Source organism: Nocardia harenae NBRC 108248 (genome assembly GCF_001612885.1).
GTDB lineage: Bacteria > Actinomycetota > Actinomycetes > Mycobacteriales > Mycobacteriaceae > Nocardia > Nocardia harenae.
The window spans coordinates 24,201-37,711 of sequence record NZ_BDBH01000015.1 but is presented as its reverse complement, the minus strand read 5'-3'; the positions used below and the strand labels follow the sequence as shown (position 1 = coordinate 37,711).

Genomic DNA, 13,511 nt, shown 5'->3' with positions numbered 1-13,511 from the left:
CAAACCCCTGCGCTACGCTCGCGTGCGTGCTCGAACCCGAGCGGCAGACCCGCGCCGACCTCATGACCGCCGCCGGGATCGCCGCGCTCGTGCTGCTCGCGGTCCTGGTGGTCTGGGTCAACTCGGGCGCGCGGCAGACCGAATCGGCGACGGCGGCGACGACCCTCGCACCCCCGCCCGCGGCGGGGACCGTCCCGGCCGCGCTGCGCGAGCTGTGGCAGGCCCCCGACCCGGTCTCGACCCGGGTTCTGGTCGCGGGCGCGGTACTGATCACCGGCGAGGGCGGCACCGTCACCGGCCGCGACGCCACCTCCGGCGCCGAGCTCTGGCACTACCGCCGCGACCTCCCGCTCTGCGGCCTGGAGACCCAGTTCGGCACCGTCATCGCCACCTACCGCGACGACCGCGGCTGCAGCGAGACCACCATGCTCGCCGCCGACACCGGCGCCCGCCGCACTGCGCGCAGCAGCTACGCCGACGGCGAGATCCGGCTCACGGTGGACGGCACCTACACCCTGGCCAGCGGGGACCGCAGGCTGGAGGTCTGGCGCTCCGACCTGGTGCGCACCCTGGAGTACGGCTACGTCGACGCCCCGGTGAACGTGAAGACCCAGCCGCGGCGCGACTGCGAGCTGCGCTCGGCGGTCTCCTCCGCCTCCCGGCTCGCGGTGCTGGAGCGCTGCCCCGGCGACGCCTCCACCCGGCTCACCGTGCTCGATCCGGCGCCGAAGGACAACACCGTGCCCGAGGAGTTCGGCTCCCGGGTGCTCACCTCCCCCGGCGCCGACGCTCCGGGGGCGCGGGTGCTCGCGGTGACCGAGAACCGCATCCTGGTCGCGCTACCGGGCGGCCCCGGCCCGGACGGCACCGCGGCCGCGCCCCGGCTCGAGGTCTACGACGGCACCGGCAACGGCGTCACCACGCACGAGCTCTCCTCGCCGCTCGCCGACTCCGCGACCCTCACCCGGATCGGTTCGGCCGCGCTGCTCTTCACCGGCAACAGCGTGATCGCGCTGAACGTCAGCTCGTTCGACCCGCTCTGGGTGGCGCCGGAGGCGATCGGCTCACCCGCGACCATGGCGGGCAGGCTGCTGCTGCCCGCGCCCGGCGCCATCCTTGTCCTCGATCCGCTCACCGGCGAGGTGCTCGGCCGCATCCCGGTCGACCGCGGCGCGGGCACCGGCCCGGTGGCGCTCGCGGTGAGCGGCTCCACGGTGCTCGAGCTGCGCGACGGCCGGGTGCACGCCCTCGGCTGAGCACCGGGGGGACATGATGGGAGCCATGTCCGCACTCGACGAGGCCAGGCTCGTACTGCTCCGGCACGGCGAGACCCCGTGGTCGACGCTGCACAAACACACCGGCCGCACCGACCTGCCGCTGACCCCGCTCGGCGAGCACCAGGCCGCGGCCGCGGGCCGGGTGCTCGGCGGGCTCGCCCTGCGCACCCCGCTCGTCCTGACCAGCCCGCGGCGGCGCGCGATCCACACCGCCGAGCTGGCCGGGCTCACCCCGGACGACGTGGACGACGACCTCGCCGAGTGGGACTACGGCGACTACGAGGGCCGCACCACCGAGGAGATCAGGCAGACCGTGCCGGACTGGACCATCTGGACCGGTGCCGTCCCCGGCGGCGAATCGGCCGCGCGGGTGACCGCGCGGGCGGACGCGGTGCTGGCCAGGGCGCTTCCGGTGCTGCCGGAGCGCGACGTGGTACTGGTCGGCCACGGCCACTTCTCCCGCGCTCTCATCGCGCGCTGGAACGAGTTCCCGATCGTCGAGGGGCGCCGCTTCGCCATGGCGACCGGCGGCGTCTCGGTGCTCGGCTTCGACCGCGACGTCCGCACCCTGCTCGCGCACAACCTGGTCGGCAGCACCCCCGAACCCGAAGGAGCCCCCGCGTGATCCGCCGCGCCGTCCCCTCCGACATCCCCGCCATCGTCCGGCTCGTGCACGATCTCGCCGAGTACGAGAAGGCCGCCGCCGAGTGCAGGCTCACCGTCGAGCAACTGCACGGCGCGCTCTTCGGCCCGGCCCCCGCGCTCTTCGCGCACGTGGCCGAGGAGCCGGACGGCCGGGTGGTCGGCAGCGCCGTCTGGTTCCTGAACTTCTCCACCTGGGACGGTGTGCACGGCATCTACCTGGAGGATCTCTACGTCACCCCGGAGGCGCGCGGCAGCGGCCACGGCAGGGCGCTGCTCGCCGCGCTCGCCGCCGAAGCGGTGGACAAGGGCTACAGCCGGGTGGCCTGGTCGGTGCTCACCTGGAACACCCCCGCGCTGGAGTTCTACCGCGCTCTCGGCGCCGTGCCCCAGGACGACTGGATCGGCTACCGGCTGGCGGGCGCCGCCCTCACCGAGCTGGCCGCCGACGCGGACAGGGGCTGACGCGGCCCGGCCCGCCGGAGCTGCCCGCCGACGCCGCCATCGCGCCGCGGGAGCGCCTGCGCGACGGCGCCTGACTCAGGGCGCCTCGACCCCGTACTCCGCCGCCATCCAGCGATTCGTGCCCGGCGCGAAGAGCAGGACCAGGGCGCCGACCACGACCACGCCGAGCAGCGCGCCGTAGAACGGCTGGTGCGAGTCGGTGAGCAGCGACCAGGTCACCGGGAGCAGCAACACCTGGGCGATCACCGCGATGGCCCGGCCCCAGCGCTGCCCGGCCAGCAGCGCGATCCCGGCGGCGAGCACCGCGCCGCCGAGGATGCCGAACCAGGCGGCGGTGCCGTACCCGCTGGCCTGGCTCTGATCGTGACCCCGCAGGCCGCGCACGACCAGCACCACGACCACCACCACCGCCACCGCGCCCTCCAGCGCCACCAGGGCTCCCGCCCCGCGCACCGAGTTCGGCGTCGCGGCGCGCGCATCCTGCCCGGAGAGCTCGTTCTCGTCGCTGTCGACCACCCGCCCAGCCTAGCGAGGGACGCCCCGGCGGCACTGGCGCGATCCGCCAACTAGGCTTCCGGTGTGCGGACGCTGCTCATCGTCAACCCCAACGCCACCTCCACCACCGCCGCGACCCGCGATCTGCTGGCGCACGCACTGGAGAGCCGGACCCAGCTGACCGTCGCGCACACCCAGCACCGCGGCCACGCGGCCGAGCTGGCGCAGTGGGCGTCGACGAACGAGATGGACCTGATCGTGGTGCACGGTGGCGACGGCACCGTCAACGAGACGATCAACGGCTTCCTGCCGCTACCCGCGGTGGACGACGGCCAGGCCTGGCTGCCCCGGCTCGGCGTGATCCCGGGCGGCTCGGCCAATGTCTTCGCCCGCGCACTCGGCATCTCGCCGGACCCGGTGACCGCGACCAACCAGCTCATCGGGCTGCTCGGCACCGGCTCCGACCGCCGGATCGGGCTCGGCCTCGCCGAGGACCGCTGGTTCACCTTCTCCGCCGGGGTCGGGCTGGACGCCGAGGTCTGCGCGGCCATCGACGCGAGCCGGGCCAGGGGCAAGGCCGCGACCCCGGCGCGGTACGTCCGCACCACCATCCGCGAGTTCTTCCGAGCGAAGCGCCGGGAACCGAAGGTCCGGCTGCACATCCCCGGCCATGCCCCCATTGATGATGTGCATTACGCCTTCGTCACCAACACCACACCGTGGACCTATCTGGAGAGCACGCCGGTGCACACCAACCCCGGCACCAGGTTCGAGACCGGGCTCGGGCTCTTCGCGGTCCGCACCACCGCCGTCGCACCCACCATCCTGCTCGCCGCGCAGCTCCTCAGGCCGGGGGGAAACCCCAAGTCACGCAACCTTTTCCGGGACGACGACGTGAAGTCGGTCCGGGTCGAGGCGCACGCGCCGATCGGGCTGCAAATCGATGGCGACTACCTCGGCGAGCGCACCGCCGTCGAGTTCACCGCGGTGCCGGACATGCTCGGCGTCATCGCCCCGCCCCCGCCGCCCGGGGTGTGATCCAGGCCAAACCCGCATGGTTGGGCTGCACGAACCGGGTATAGCGAGTACAAAGGACCGAGCAGGATCCCCGAGGGGTTCCTTCGCAGCGTGAGCTTCCACACGGTGCACCGCAGACCTATTGACATCTACGGTGTTCGTGAAAGCATTCACAAGCAACCGTGCGGAAACATTCGATACGCACAAGTGAACTGATCACCAACAAAGCAAAGCGTCTTTCGGGGCGCCCAGACAAGGAGCAGAGGAATGGACTGGCGCCACAATGCCATCTGTCGCGACGAGGACCCCGAACTGTTCTTCCCGGTGGGTAACAGTGGTCCTGCGCTCGCGCAGATTGCTGATGCCAAGCTGGTCTGCGCTCGCTGCCCTGTCACTGCCGACTGCCTCTCCTGGGCCCTGAAGTCCGGGCAGGACGCCGGCGTGTGGGGTGGTATGAGCGAGGACGAGCGCCGGGCGCTGAAGCGTCGCAACGCCCGCACCCGCACCCGCACCGTCGTCTAGTTTTCGACGACCGGCTGAACCCGAGCCCAGCCCGGCCCGGTGGATGCCACCCGGCCCGGCACCCCCGTGGTGCCGGGCTTCTTTGCTTCCCGGGGCTGTTTTCCTAGCGGCCGGGACGCCTGCCGAGCGGCACCCGGAGCACCGCGTCGGTGCCGATATCGGCGCCGGGGTGCAGCCCGATCGAACCGCCGAGCTCGGCGGTGACCAGGGTGCGCACGATCTGCAGCCCGAGCCGGTCCGACGACTCCAGGCTGAAGCCGGGGGGAAGGCCGCGGCCGTCGTCGCTGATGATCACGTCCAGCCAGCGCGCCGAGCGCTCCGAGCGAATGGTGACGGTGCCGTTCTCGCCTGCGTCGAAGGCGTGCTCGATGGCGTTCTGCACCAGCTCGGTCAGCACCATGACCAGCGGCGTCGCCCGCTCGGCGGAGAAGACGCCGAGCGAGCCGACGCGCCGCACCTTGATCCGCGCGGTGTGCACGGTGGCCACGTCGGCCATGATCGGCAGCAGCCGGTCCACCACCTCGTCGAGGTCGACCTCCTCGTCCACCGACATCGAGAGCATCTCGTGCACCGAGGCGATGGAGGTCACCCGGCGCACCGACTCGGTGAGCGCCACCTGCGCCTCGGAGTTCTCGGTGCGGCGGGCCTGCAGCCGCAGCAGCGCGGCCACGGTCTGCAGGTTGTTCTTCACCCGGTGGTGGATCTCCCGGATGGTGGCGTCCTTGCTGAGCAGCGCGCGGTCCCTGCGCTTGACCTCGGTGACGTCGCGCACCAGCACCGCGGCGCCGGCCAGCTCGCCGTGCGGGCGCAGCACCAGGGTGCGCAGCAGCACGGTCGCGCCGCGCGCCTCCACCTCCATCCGCCGCCCGGTGCGCCCGGCCAGCGCGGCCTGGATGTCGCCGACCACCTCCTGCGCGTCGAACGGGTCGGTGACCAGCGAGCGCGTGGTGATGGCGAGGTCCTGCCCGGCCAGGTCGCTCTGCAGCCCCATCCGGTGGTAGGCGGAGAGCGCGTTCGGGCTGGCATAGACCACGATGCCGTCGGTGTCCAGCCGGATGAAGCCGTCGCCCGCGCGCGGACTGGAGTGGGTGGCCGCGCGGTCCTCCGGGGTCGGGAAGGTGCCGTCGGCGATCATCTGGCAGAGGTCGTCGGAGCAGGCCACGTAGGCGGTCTCCAGCGCGCTGCGGGCCCGCGAGCGCTGCTGGTCGGTGTCCCGGCTGAGCACCGCGATCACGTCCTCGCCGCAGCGCACCGGGATGGCCTCGCGTACCGCGTGCGTGGGATGCGGGTGGTAGACGCCCTGCGCCTCCACCTCGGAGTCCGCCCGGACGATCCGCCCGGTGCCGAGCGCCTCGAAGACCTGGGCGTGCTCGTCCCTGGAGGCGGCGGTGCCGACCCGGTCCTCCAGGTGCACGGTGGGCGCGGTGGTCGGGCGGCACTGGGCCACGCAGACGATGTCGGCGCCGTCGTCGATCAGCCCGGAGCCCACCCAGAGCAGCAGGTCGGCGAAGGAGAGGTCGGCCAGCAGCTGCCAGTCGCCCACCACCCGCTGCAGGTGGTCGACGGCGAGGCCGGGGAGGTCGGTATGTTCCGCGAGCAGCTCGCTCAGGGTGGCCACGAATGCCCCGGATCAGGAGATGACGGCGATCAGATCGCCCTGCTGCAGGACCTGGCCCGGCTCGACCGCGATCGAGGTGACCTCGCCGTCCGACTCGGTGATGACCGGGATCTCCATCTTCATGGATTCCAGCAGCACGAGGGTCTGGTCGGTCCGCACCGTGTCACCCACCGCGACCTCGACGGTCAGCACCGTGGAGACCATCTCCGCCCGCACTTCCTCAGCCATGACACCCCGTCCTCGCATCGGCCCATCCGCTGCGGTTACAGCCAACCACACGTGGAAGAATGGCCGTGAACCAGTCAGAAGGGAGACTACCTATGGGTAAGCGCGGACGTAAGAAGCGCAGCCGCAAGGGAAACGCGGCCAATCACGGCAAGCGGCCCAATTCCTGAATCGCGGCCCGAACGCACGAGCGGCACGCTCCTCCACCGGAGGACGCGTGCCGCTCGTTTTCGTCGTCAGCCCTGGTCGGTGCTCTCGATCCGGGTGATCGTGACCGATCGCCTGATCTCCAGCGTCAACCGGTCGCGCAGCGACTCGGGCGCCCGGTCGCCGCCGCACTTGCGGCTGAGCAGGCTCTTGATCTTCTCCTCGATGCCGTACGCCTCGATGCACGGCGAGCAGTGCTCCATGTGGTGCTGCAGCCTGGCCCTGGTGGCGTCGTCGCACTCGCCGTCGAGCATGAGCCAGACGTCGGTGAGGACCGCGGTGCAGTCCAGCTCCAGGTCGGGTTCGGGCGTGCCCTCGTCCAGCTCGCTCACTGCCTGACCTCCTGCCGATCCGCCCGGTTGAACCCCCGCTCGCGCGCCACGTCGGCGAGCAACCCCTTGAGCTGCTTCCGCCCGCGGTGCAGCCGGGACATCACCGTACCGATCGGAGTGCCCATGATCTCGGCGATCTCCTTGTACGGGAAGCCCTCCACGTCGGCGTAGTACACCGCCATCCGGAACTCCTCGGGGAGTTCCTGCAGTGCCGCCTTGATGTCGTCGTCCGGCAGCGCGTCCAGCGCCTCCACCTCCGCCGAGCGGAGCCCGGTCGAGGTGTGCTCGGCCGTCGCCGCGAGCTGCCAGTCGGTAATCTCGTCGGTGGGGTACTGCGCGGGCTGCCGCTGCTTCTTGCGGTAGGAGTTGATGTAGGTGTTCGTCAGGATGCGGTAGAGCCAGGCACGCAGGTTGGTGCCCTCCTTGAAGGACTTGAAGCCCTGGAACGCCTTGACGTAGGTCTCCTGCACCAGATCCTCGGCGTCGGCCGGGTTCCTGGTCATCCGCAGCGCCGCGCCGTAGAGCTGGTCCAGCAGCGGCAGGGCGTCGCGCTCGAACCGCTCGGACCGCGCCTCGTCGCTCTCCTGCCCGGCGCCGCTGTCGTCCGCGGGGCCGGCTCCGGTGTCATCGTCGCTCGTCACACGAGTCCCTTCGGTCGCCGTACCAGCCAAATCTACCGGCAGGTCCGAGGCGACCGGGAACCGCAGGTCATTCGGCGAAGCCGCGGCCCACGCCGGGCGTTCCTCGACCAGAACGGGCACCACTCCTCCTTCGGTTGGTTCGCTCTCACGGCGTGCAACGCCGCGAGCGGTGCGCGGTGTTCCCGCTACCGTTGCGCACATGGCCGGAGCCTCCACCCCCGCGATCAAGGCACTGACCGCCGCGCGCGTCGCGCACCGCGTGCACGCCTACGGCCACGATCCGCGCTCGGATTCGTACGGCACCGAGGCGGTCGACGCGCTCGCCCACGAGCTCGGCATCGTCGGCGCGCAGGTCTTCAAGACCCTGGTGATCAGCCTGAACACCGGCGGGCTCGCGGTAGCCGTCGTCCCGGTGCCGCGCTCGCTCGCGCTCAAGGCGGCGGCCGCGGCGCTCGGCGCGGCCAAGGCGGTCATGGCGGAGCCCGCGGCCGCGCAGCGCAGCACCGGCTACGTACTCGGCGGCATCTCCCCGCTCGGGCAGCGCAAGCGGCTGCCGACGGTGATCGACGAGACAGCGCTCGGCTGGGATCGCGTGCTGTGCAGCGCGGGCAGGCGCGGGCTGGAGATCGAGCTCGCCCCCGCCGACCTGGTCCGGCTCACCTCCGCCCGGACCGCGGCGATCGCCGCCTGAGCGACGCCGCGCGCACGGGTCCGGCGCGATCCGCAGCCGGTGAGTACCGCCCCCGCCCCCGCGCGCGAGGCGGATCCGGCAGCCCGTCTGCGAGATCGTGCCGGACGGCCCCGAAGCTGCGCCGCCCGCCGCGATTCCAGTTCCACGCTCGGGGTATACGTGATGCGTATCACCGCGTCCGCGCCGAACCGAGGAGTGATGTCGAATGTCCGCGTCCCGCCTGCTCGCCGCCCTGTGCACCGCCGCCGCGCTGACCGGGATGGCGGGCGCCCAGGCCACCGCCGCGCCCGCGGCGGCGCCGGTGGCCGACTTCCCGTTCGACGGGCAGGGCGCCGACGACGCCCCGAACCGCGGCGCCGACCCCGGTGACCGCGCGGCGGAGTACGGCGGCAACCTCGCCGCCGAGATCATCGACCTGCTCGCCGACGCCGCCAAGTGCGGGCTCGCCGTGGCCACCCCGGCGGTGCAGTGCCCGCTCTGAGTGTCAGAGCAGGCTGATCTGCTCGGGCAGCTCGCCCGGGTCGACCGGCGCGAGCAACTCCGGCCCGTTGTTCCGCACGCTGTTCACCAGCGGCGACACCGCGCGCGGCACGATATCCGCGACCACGGCCGGGTCCGGGGTGGCCAGCAGCTCGGCCGGGGCCGGATGGTCCGGGTCCAGCCAGGCGTCCCAGTGCTCGCGCGGCATGGGCAGCGGCATCCGGTCGTGGATCTTCGTCAGCTCGCCGACCGCGTCGGTGGTGAGGATGGTGCAGGAGAGCAGCGGCGCGGAGTCCGGCACGTCGCGGTCGCGCCAGACCGACCACAGCCCGGCCATGTACAGCCGCTCCCCATCGCCCGCCGCCATGAAGTACGGCTGCTTGGCGGCCTTGCCCTTCCCGGCGCCTGGCTCGACCAGCCACTCGTACCAGCCGTCCATCGGCACCAGGCAGCGCCGCTTCCGCACCGCGTCCCGGAAGGACGGGGTGGTCGCGGCCTTGTCTGCCCGCGCGTTGAACAGCGGCTTTCCCTTGACCGGGACGCCGGGCTCGGCGGCCTTGGCCCACAGCGGGATCAGCCCCCAGCGCATCCGGCGCACCCGCAGCCGCGGGTCGTCGTCCGGATGCTCGTGGTCGTGCCTGCGCACCACCGTGAGCACCTGGGTGGTCGGGGCCACGTTGTAGTTGGGCGTGCTCTCCGTCGCCTCGACCTCATCGATGGCGTCCAGCTCCGCTGCCAATCGCCCTGGATCGGTCGTGGTCGCATATCGTCCGCACATGCATCGATACTCCCACCGCGCGCCGCGGGCATCGGGAACAATCGAGTACACCAGGGGTGACCTGGTGAGAAATATGGCCTAGCATTCTCTCAGCGGTGGTGACGCACGCCACCCGCACGCGCCGGCCGCGCACCGACCGGCCAACCCAGTTCAAGGAGAGAACCCACCGTGACAACCACCGAGACCACCCCGGCCGCTCCCGAAACGGCGCTGAAATCGGTCGACCCGGCCACGGGTGAGGTCATCGCCACTTATCCGGTCGCCGACGCGGACGCGGTGCGCGCGGCCGTCGCCGAGGCCCGCGCCGCCGCCCCCGCCTGGGGTGCGCTGAGCTTCGACGACCGCCGCAAGGCCCTGCTGCGCTGGTCGACCCGGCTGGTCACCGAATCGGACGCGTTCACCGACCTGATCCACCGGGAGACCGGCAAGACGCACGACGACGCCTTCCTCGAGCTCATGCTCGCGCTGGAGCACATCGCCTGGGCCGCCAAGAACGCCAAGAAGGTGCTCGGCCCCAAGCGAATCGCCTCCGGCCCGCTGATGTCCAACTTCTCGGCGCGGCTGGAGTACCGCCCGCTCGGCGTGGTCGGCATCATCGGCCCCTGGAACTACCCGGTCTACACCCCGAACGGCTCGATCGCGTACGCGCTCGCCGCCGGGAACGCCGTGGTCTTCAAGCCGAGCGAGTACTCGACCGGCATCGGCAACTTCCTGGTCGAGGCGTTCCGCGCGGCCAACCCGGAGCTGCCCGAGGGCGTCTTCGTCGGAATCAACGGTTTCGGCGCGACCGGCGCCGAGCTGGTCAAGGCCGATATCGACAAGATCGCCTTCACCGGCTCCACCGCCACCGGAAAGAAGATCATGGCGGTCGCCGCCGAGCGGCTCACCCCGGTGCTGCTGGAGTGCGGCGGCAAGGACGCGGTGATCGTCGCCGCGGACGCCGATATCAAGGCCGCCGCCGACGCCGTCGCGTTCGGCGCGGCGGGCAACAGCGGGCAGACCTGCGCCGGCGTCGAGCGGGTGTACGTGGAGCGCTCGGTGCGCGAGCCCTTCGTCGCCGAGCTCACCCGGATCCTGAAGGACGTCAAGCCGGGCTCCGGTGACGACGCCGACTACGGCCCGATGACCATGCCGAGCCAGATCGACATCGTGCAGCGGCACATCGACGCCGCGCTGGCCAGCGGCGGCAAGGCCGTGCTCGGCGGGCCGGAGTCGGTCAAGGGCGCCTTCATCGAGCCGGTGGTCTTCGTGGACGTGGACGAGTCGTCGGAGGCGGTGGTCGAGGAGACCTTCGGCCCGACCGTCACCGTGCGCACGGTGGACAGCGTGGACGAGGCGATCGAGCTGGCGAACACCTCCAAGTACGGCCTCTCCTCCGCGGTCTTCTCCAAGAGCAGGGGGCTGGAGATCGCGCGGCGGCTGCGGGTCGGCGCCACCTCGGTGAACTCGGTGCTCGGCTTCGCCGCCATCCCGGGGCTGCCGTTCGGCGGCGTCGGGGATTCCGGCATCGGCCGGATCCACGGCGAGCCCGGGCTGAAGGAGTTCGCCCGGCCGCACTCGATCGCCATCCAGAAGTTCGCCGTGCCCGGCATGGCGCTGCTCAGCTTCGGCCGCACCAAGTCGACCGTGAACCTGCTGCGCAAGGTCGTCCCGGTGCTGCACGGGCGCAACAAATAAGGGGTCGGACCGCCCGCTTTCCGGGCGGGGGTGCGTGGCGCGACAACGGCGTCGGCCACGCACTCCATCCGCGGGCCGGAACCGTCGAGGGGCGGCTCCGGCCCGTACCGCGTTCACCGGTCGGCACTCACATGGGTGAAGATGGACGAGTGAGTATCTGGCCAGCGCCCCAAGTCGATGTCCCCGTGCACGCGACCGTGACCCTGCCCGGCTCGAAATCGATCACCAATCGGGCACTCGTCCTGGCCGCGCTCGCCGACGGCCCCTCCACCATCACCGGCGCGCTGCGCAGCCGGGACACCAACCTCATGATCGGGGCGCTGCGCGCGCTCGGCGCCGACATCTCCGGCGATGGCGACACCCTGGTGGTCACCCCCGCCCCGCTGCACGCGGGCACCGTGGACTGCGGCCTCGCAGGCACCGTGATGCGGTTCCTGCCGCCGCTGGCCGCGCTGGCCACCGGCGAGGTGCACTTCGACGGCGACGCGCAGGCCAGGGTCCGCCCGCTGCGCACCATCCTGGACGCGTTGCGCGAGCTCGGCGCCGACATCACCGGCGACACGCTGCCCTTCACCGTGCGCGGCGCGGGCGGGCTGCGCGGCGGCCCGGTGACCATCGACGCCTCCGGCTCCTCGCAGTTCGTCTCCGGGCTGCTGCTCTCCGCGGCCCGGTTCTCCGATGGCATCACGGTGCACCACAGCGGCGCGGCGCTGCCCTCCATGCCGCACATCGAGATGACCGTGGAGATGCTGCGCCAGGCCGATGTCAAGGTGGAGGCGCCGGAGGATCCACGCGCCCCGCAGACCTGGACCGTGCTGCCCGGCCCGATCCGCGCGCTGGACCGCGAGGTGGAGCCGGATCTCTCCAACGCCACCCCCTTCCTCGCCGCCGCCGCGGTGACCGGCGGCGAGGTCAGCATCCCGCACTGGCCGCGGCTCACCACCCAGCCCGGCGACGTCATCCGGGAGATCGTGGTCCGGATGGGCGGCGAGGCCGGGATCGTGGACGGCGTGCTCACGGTGCGCGGCCCGGAGCGGCTGGCGGGCATCGATATCGACCTGCACGACGTCGGCGAGCTGACGCCGACCGTGGCCGCGCTCGCCGCGCTCGCCGACTCGCCCTCCCGGCTGCGCGGCATCGCGCACCTGCGCGGGCACGAGACCGACCGGCTGGCCGCGCTCGCCACCGAGATCAACCGGCTCGGCGGCCGGGTCACCGAGACCGAGGACGGGCTGGAGATCGAGCCCGCCGAGCTGCACGGCGGCACCTGGCACTCCTACGCCGATCACCGGATGGCGACGGCCGGAGCCATTCTGGGGCTCCGGGTGGCCGATGTGCGGATCGAGGACATCGGCACCACCGCCAAGACGCTGCCCGGCTTCGTCGCGCTCTGGGAGCGCATGCTCGACCCGGAACCGGCCGGACAGGCCGCCCGCTGAGCAGGCAGCGCCGCTCCGCGGCCGGGTACGACGAATCCGACGTCCGGATCCGGCCCGGCGGGCGGTCGCGCCCGCGCACCAAGACCCGGCCGCAGCACAGCGACGCCGAGCAGGCCATGGTGGTCGCGGTGGACCGCGGGCGCTGGGGCTGCGTGCTCGCCGGCGACCCGGAGCGGCGCCTGGTCGCCATGCGGGCCAGGGAGCTGGGCCGCACCCCGATCGTCGTCGGCGACCTGGTGGACGTGGTCGGCGATCTCTCCGGCGCGCCGGACACCCTGGCCCGGATCGTCCGGGTGGCCGAGCGGGCCACCGTGCTGCGCCGCACCGCCGACGACACCGACCCGTTCGAGCGGGTCGTGGTCGCCAATGCCGAGCAGCTGTTCATCGTGGTCGCGCTGGCCGACCCGCCGCCGCGCACCGGCTTCGTGGAGCGCACCATGGTCGCCGCCTTCGTCGGCGGACTGCAGCCGGTGCTCTGCCTGACCAAGGACGACCTGGCCGCCGAGTCCGACTTCGCCACCGACTTCGCCGACCTGGACCTGATCATCGTGCACGGCGGCATCGAGGACCCGCTGGAACCGGTGCTGGACCGGATCACCGGGCGGCTCACCGCCTTCATCGGGCACTCGGGCGTCGGCAAGTCCACGCTGGTCAACCGCCTGGTGCCGGATGCCTTCCGCGCCGTCGGCGAGGTGTCGGGGGTGGGCAAGGGCAAACACACCTCCACCCAGTCGGTGGCGCTGCCGGTGCCATCCGGCGGCTGGGTGATCGACACCCCCGGTGTGCGCTCCTTCGGCCTCGCGCACATCACCCCCGACGACGTGATCGCCGCCTTCAGCGACCTCGCCGACGCCATCGAGGACTGCCCGCGCGGCTGCACCCACCTTGGCCCGCCCGCCGACCCGGAGTGCGCGCTGGACGAGCTGCCGGGCAAGGAACGGCGGGTGGCCGCCATTCGCCGTCTGCTCGTCGCGCTGAACTCGAACGACCCCTGGTGACAATGGA

General features: G+C 72.2%; 17 protein-coding genes. 11 read left to right on the top strand and 6 right to left on the bottom strand.

The genetic code is table 11. The features are described from left to right. The first annotated feature begins 26 nt into the window (after positions 1–26). The 3 genes from NH2_RS25735 to NH2_RS25725 are packed head-to-tail and all read left to right on the top strand — an operon-like array spanning position 27 to position 2,384. Positions 27–1,256 carry an Rv3212 family protein gene (locus NH2_RS25735; RefSeq protein WP_067659756.1) on the top strand — a complete coding sequence of 410 codons (1,230 nt, stop codon included), beginning with the start codon at positions 27–29 and terminating at the stop codon, positions 1,254–1,256. A gap of 25 nt (positions 1,257–1,281) precedes the next feature. Beyond that, the gene (locus tag NH2_RS25730; RefSeq protein ID WP_245650762.1) at positions 1,282–1,902 is read left to right on the top strand and encodes an acid phosphatase; all 621 of its coding nucleotides are present in this window, start codon (positions 1,282–1,284) and stop codon (positions 1,900–1,902) included. Beyond that, positions 1,899–2,384, top strand: coding sequence for a GNAT family N-acetyltransferase (locus NH2_RS25725; protein WP_067659753.1), 486 nt, complete (start codon positions 1,899–1,901; stop codon positions 2,382–2,384). Before NH2_RS25730 ends, NH2_RS25725 begins: the two co-directional genes overlap by 4 nt. Positions 2,385–2,459: 75 nt before the next feature. Here NH2_RS25725 and NH2_RS25720 read toward each other — a convergent pair whose 3' ends face one another. Continuing rightward, the gene (locus tag NH2_RS25720) at positions 2,460–2,900 is read right to left on the bottom strand and encodes a hypothetical protein (RefSeq protein WP_067659750.1); all 441 of its coding nucleotides are present in this window, start codon (positions 2,898–2,900) and stop codon (positions 2,460–2,462) included. A 63-nt stretch (positions 2,901–2,963) separates the two neighbouring features. On the opposite strand from NH2_RS25720, the gene NH2_RS25715 reads away from it, so the two are divergent. Together NH2_RS25715 and NH2_RS25710 are read left to right on the top strand one after the other, a co-directional pair. Next, complete coding sequence (locus NH2_RS25715; protein ID WP_067659747.1) at positions 2,964–3,917, top strand: diacylglycerol/lipid kinase family protein; 954 nt, start codon at positions 2,964–2,966, stop codon at positions 3,915–3,917. Positions 3,918–4,163: 246 nt separating this feature from the next. Beyond that, positions 4,164–4,418 carry a WhiB family transcriptional regulator gene (locus NH2_RS25710; protein WP_067659745.1) on the top strand — a complete coding sequence of 85 codons (255 nt, stop codon included), beginning with the start codon at positions 4,164–4,166 and terminating at the stop codon, positions 4,416–4,418. A gap of 103 nt (positions 4,419–4,521) precedes the next feature. Here the strand turns inward: NH2_RS25710 and NH2_RS25705 are convergent, their stop codons facing one another. Beyond that, positions 4,522–6,036 carry a sensor histidine kinase gene (locus NH2_RS25705; RefSeq protein ID WP_067659742.1) on the bottom strand — a complete coding sequence of 505 codons (1,515 nt, stop codon included), beginning with the start codon at positions 6,034–6,036 and terminating at the stop codon, positions 4,522–4,524. Between the two features lie 12 nt (positions 6,037–6,048). Then, complete coding sequence (locus tag NH2_RS25700; protein WP_067659739.1) at positions 6,049–6,264, bottom strand: biotin/lipoyl-binding carrier protein; 216 nt, start codon at positions 6,262–6,264, stop codon at positions 6,049–6,051. A gap of 92 nt (positions 6,265–6,356) precedes the next feature. Here NH2_RS25700 and NH2_RS30415 point away from each other — a divergent pair, with 92 nt between their 5' ends. Then, positions 6,357–6,431 (top strand): 50S ribosomal protein bL37, encoded by a 75-nt coding sequence (locus NH2_RS30415; protein WP_110293457.1) that lies wholly within the window; start codon positions 6,357–6,359, stop codon positions 6,429–6,431. A gap of 66 nt (positions 6,432–6,497) precedes the next feature. Here NH2_RS30415 and rsrA read toward each other — a convergent pair whose 3' ends face one another. Both rsrA and NH2_RS25690 read right to left on the bottom strand, forming a co-directional pair. Then, entirely contained in the window at positions 6,498–6,800 is a 303-nt protein-coding gene (rsrA, locus tag NH2_RS25695) for a mycothiol system anti-sigma-R factor (protein WP_281202066.1), read from the bottom strand. Next, positions 6,797–7,561: a sigma-70 family RNA polymerase sigma factor gene (locus NH2_RS25690; RefSeq protein ID WP_439951786.1), complete on the bottom strand. Its 765-nt coding sequence runs from the start codon at positions 7,559–7,561 to the stop codon at positions 6,797–6,799. Before NH2_RS25690 ends, rsrA begins: the two co-directional genes overlap by 4 nt. A gap of 79 nt (positions 7,562–7,640) precedes the next feature. Here NH2_RS25690 and ybaK point away from each other — a divergent pair, with 79 nt between their 5' ends. Together ybaK and NH2_RS25680 are read left to right on the top strand one after the other, a co-directional pair. Further along, a complete protein-coding gene (gene ybaK, locus NH2_RS25685; RefSeq protein WP_067659734.1) occupies positions 7,641–8,132 on the top strand; it encodes a Cys-tRNA(Pro) deacylase in 492 nt (163 codons plus the stop codon). A gap of 205 nt (positions 8,133–8,337) precedes the next feature. Beyond that, the gene (locus NH2_RS25680) at positions 8,338–8,613 is read left to right on the top strand and encodes a hypothetical protein (RefSeq protein ID WP_067659731.1); all 276 of its coding nucleotides are present in this window, start codon (positions 8,338–8,340) and stop codon (positions 8,611–8,613) included. Between the two features lie 3 nt (positions 8,614–8,616). Here NH2_RS25680 and NH2_RS25675 read toward each other — a convergent pair whose 3' ends face one another. Then, entirely contained in the window at positions 8,617–9,390 is a 774-nt protein-coding gene (locus tag NH2_RS25675; RefSeq protein ID WP_067659728.1) for an SOS response-associated peptidase, read from the bottom strand. 168 nt (positions 9,391–9,558) lie between these two features. On the opposite strand from NH2_RS25675, the gene NH2_RS25670 reads away from it, so the two are divergent. The 3 genes from NH2_RS25670 to rsgA all read left to right on the top strand — a co-directional run bounded on the left by NH2_RS25670 (position 9,559) and on the right by rsgA (position 13,504). Continuing rightward, positions 9,559–11,067 (top strand): aldehyde dehydrogenase family protein, encoded by a 1,509-nt coding sequence (locus tag NH2_RS25670; RefSeq protein WP_067659725.1) that lies wholly within the window; start codon positions 9,559–9,561, stop codon positions 11,065–11,067. A gap of 131 nt (positions 11,068–11,198) precedes the next feature. Beyond that, positions 11,199–12,506 carry a 3-phosphoshikimate 1-carboxyvinyltransferase gene (gene aroA, locus NH2_RS25665; protein ID WP_067659722.1) on the top strand — a complete coding sequence of 436 codons (1,308 nt, stop codon included), beginning with the start codon at positions 11,199–11,201 and terminating at the stop codon, positions 12,504–12,506. Next, positions 12,458–13,504 carry a ribosome small subunit-dependent GTPase A gene (gene rsgA / locus NH2_RS25660; RefSeq protein WP_084505890.1) on the top strand — a complete coding sequence of 349 codons (1,047 nt, stop codon included), beginning with the start codon at positions 12,458–12,460 and terminating at the stop codon, positions 13,502–13,504. The genes aroA and rsgA overlap by 49 nt, the downstream gene beginning before the upstream one ends. The last annotated feature ends 7 nt before the right edge of the window (positions 13,505–13,511 follow it).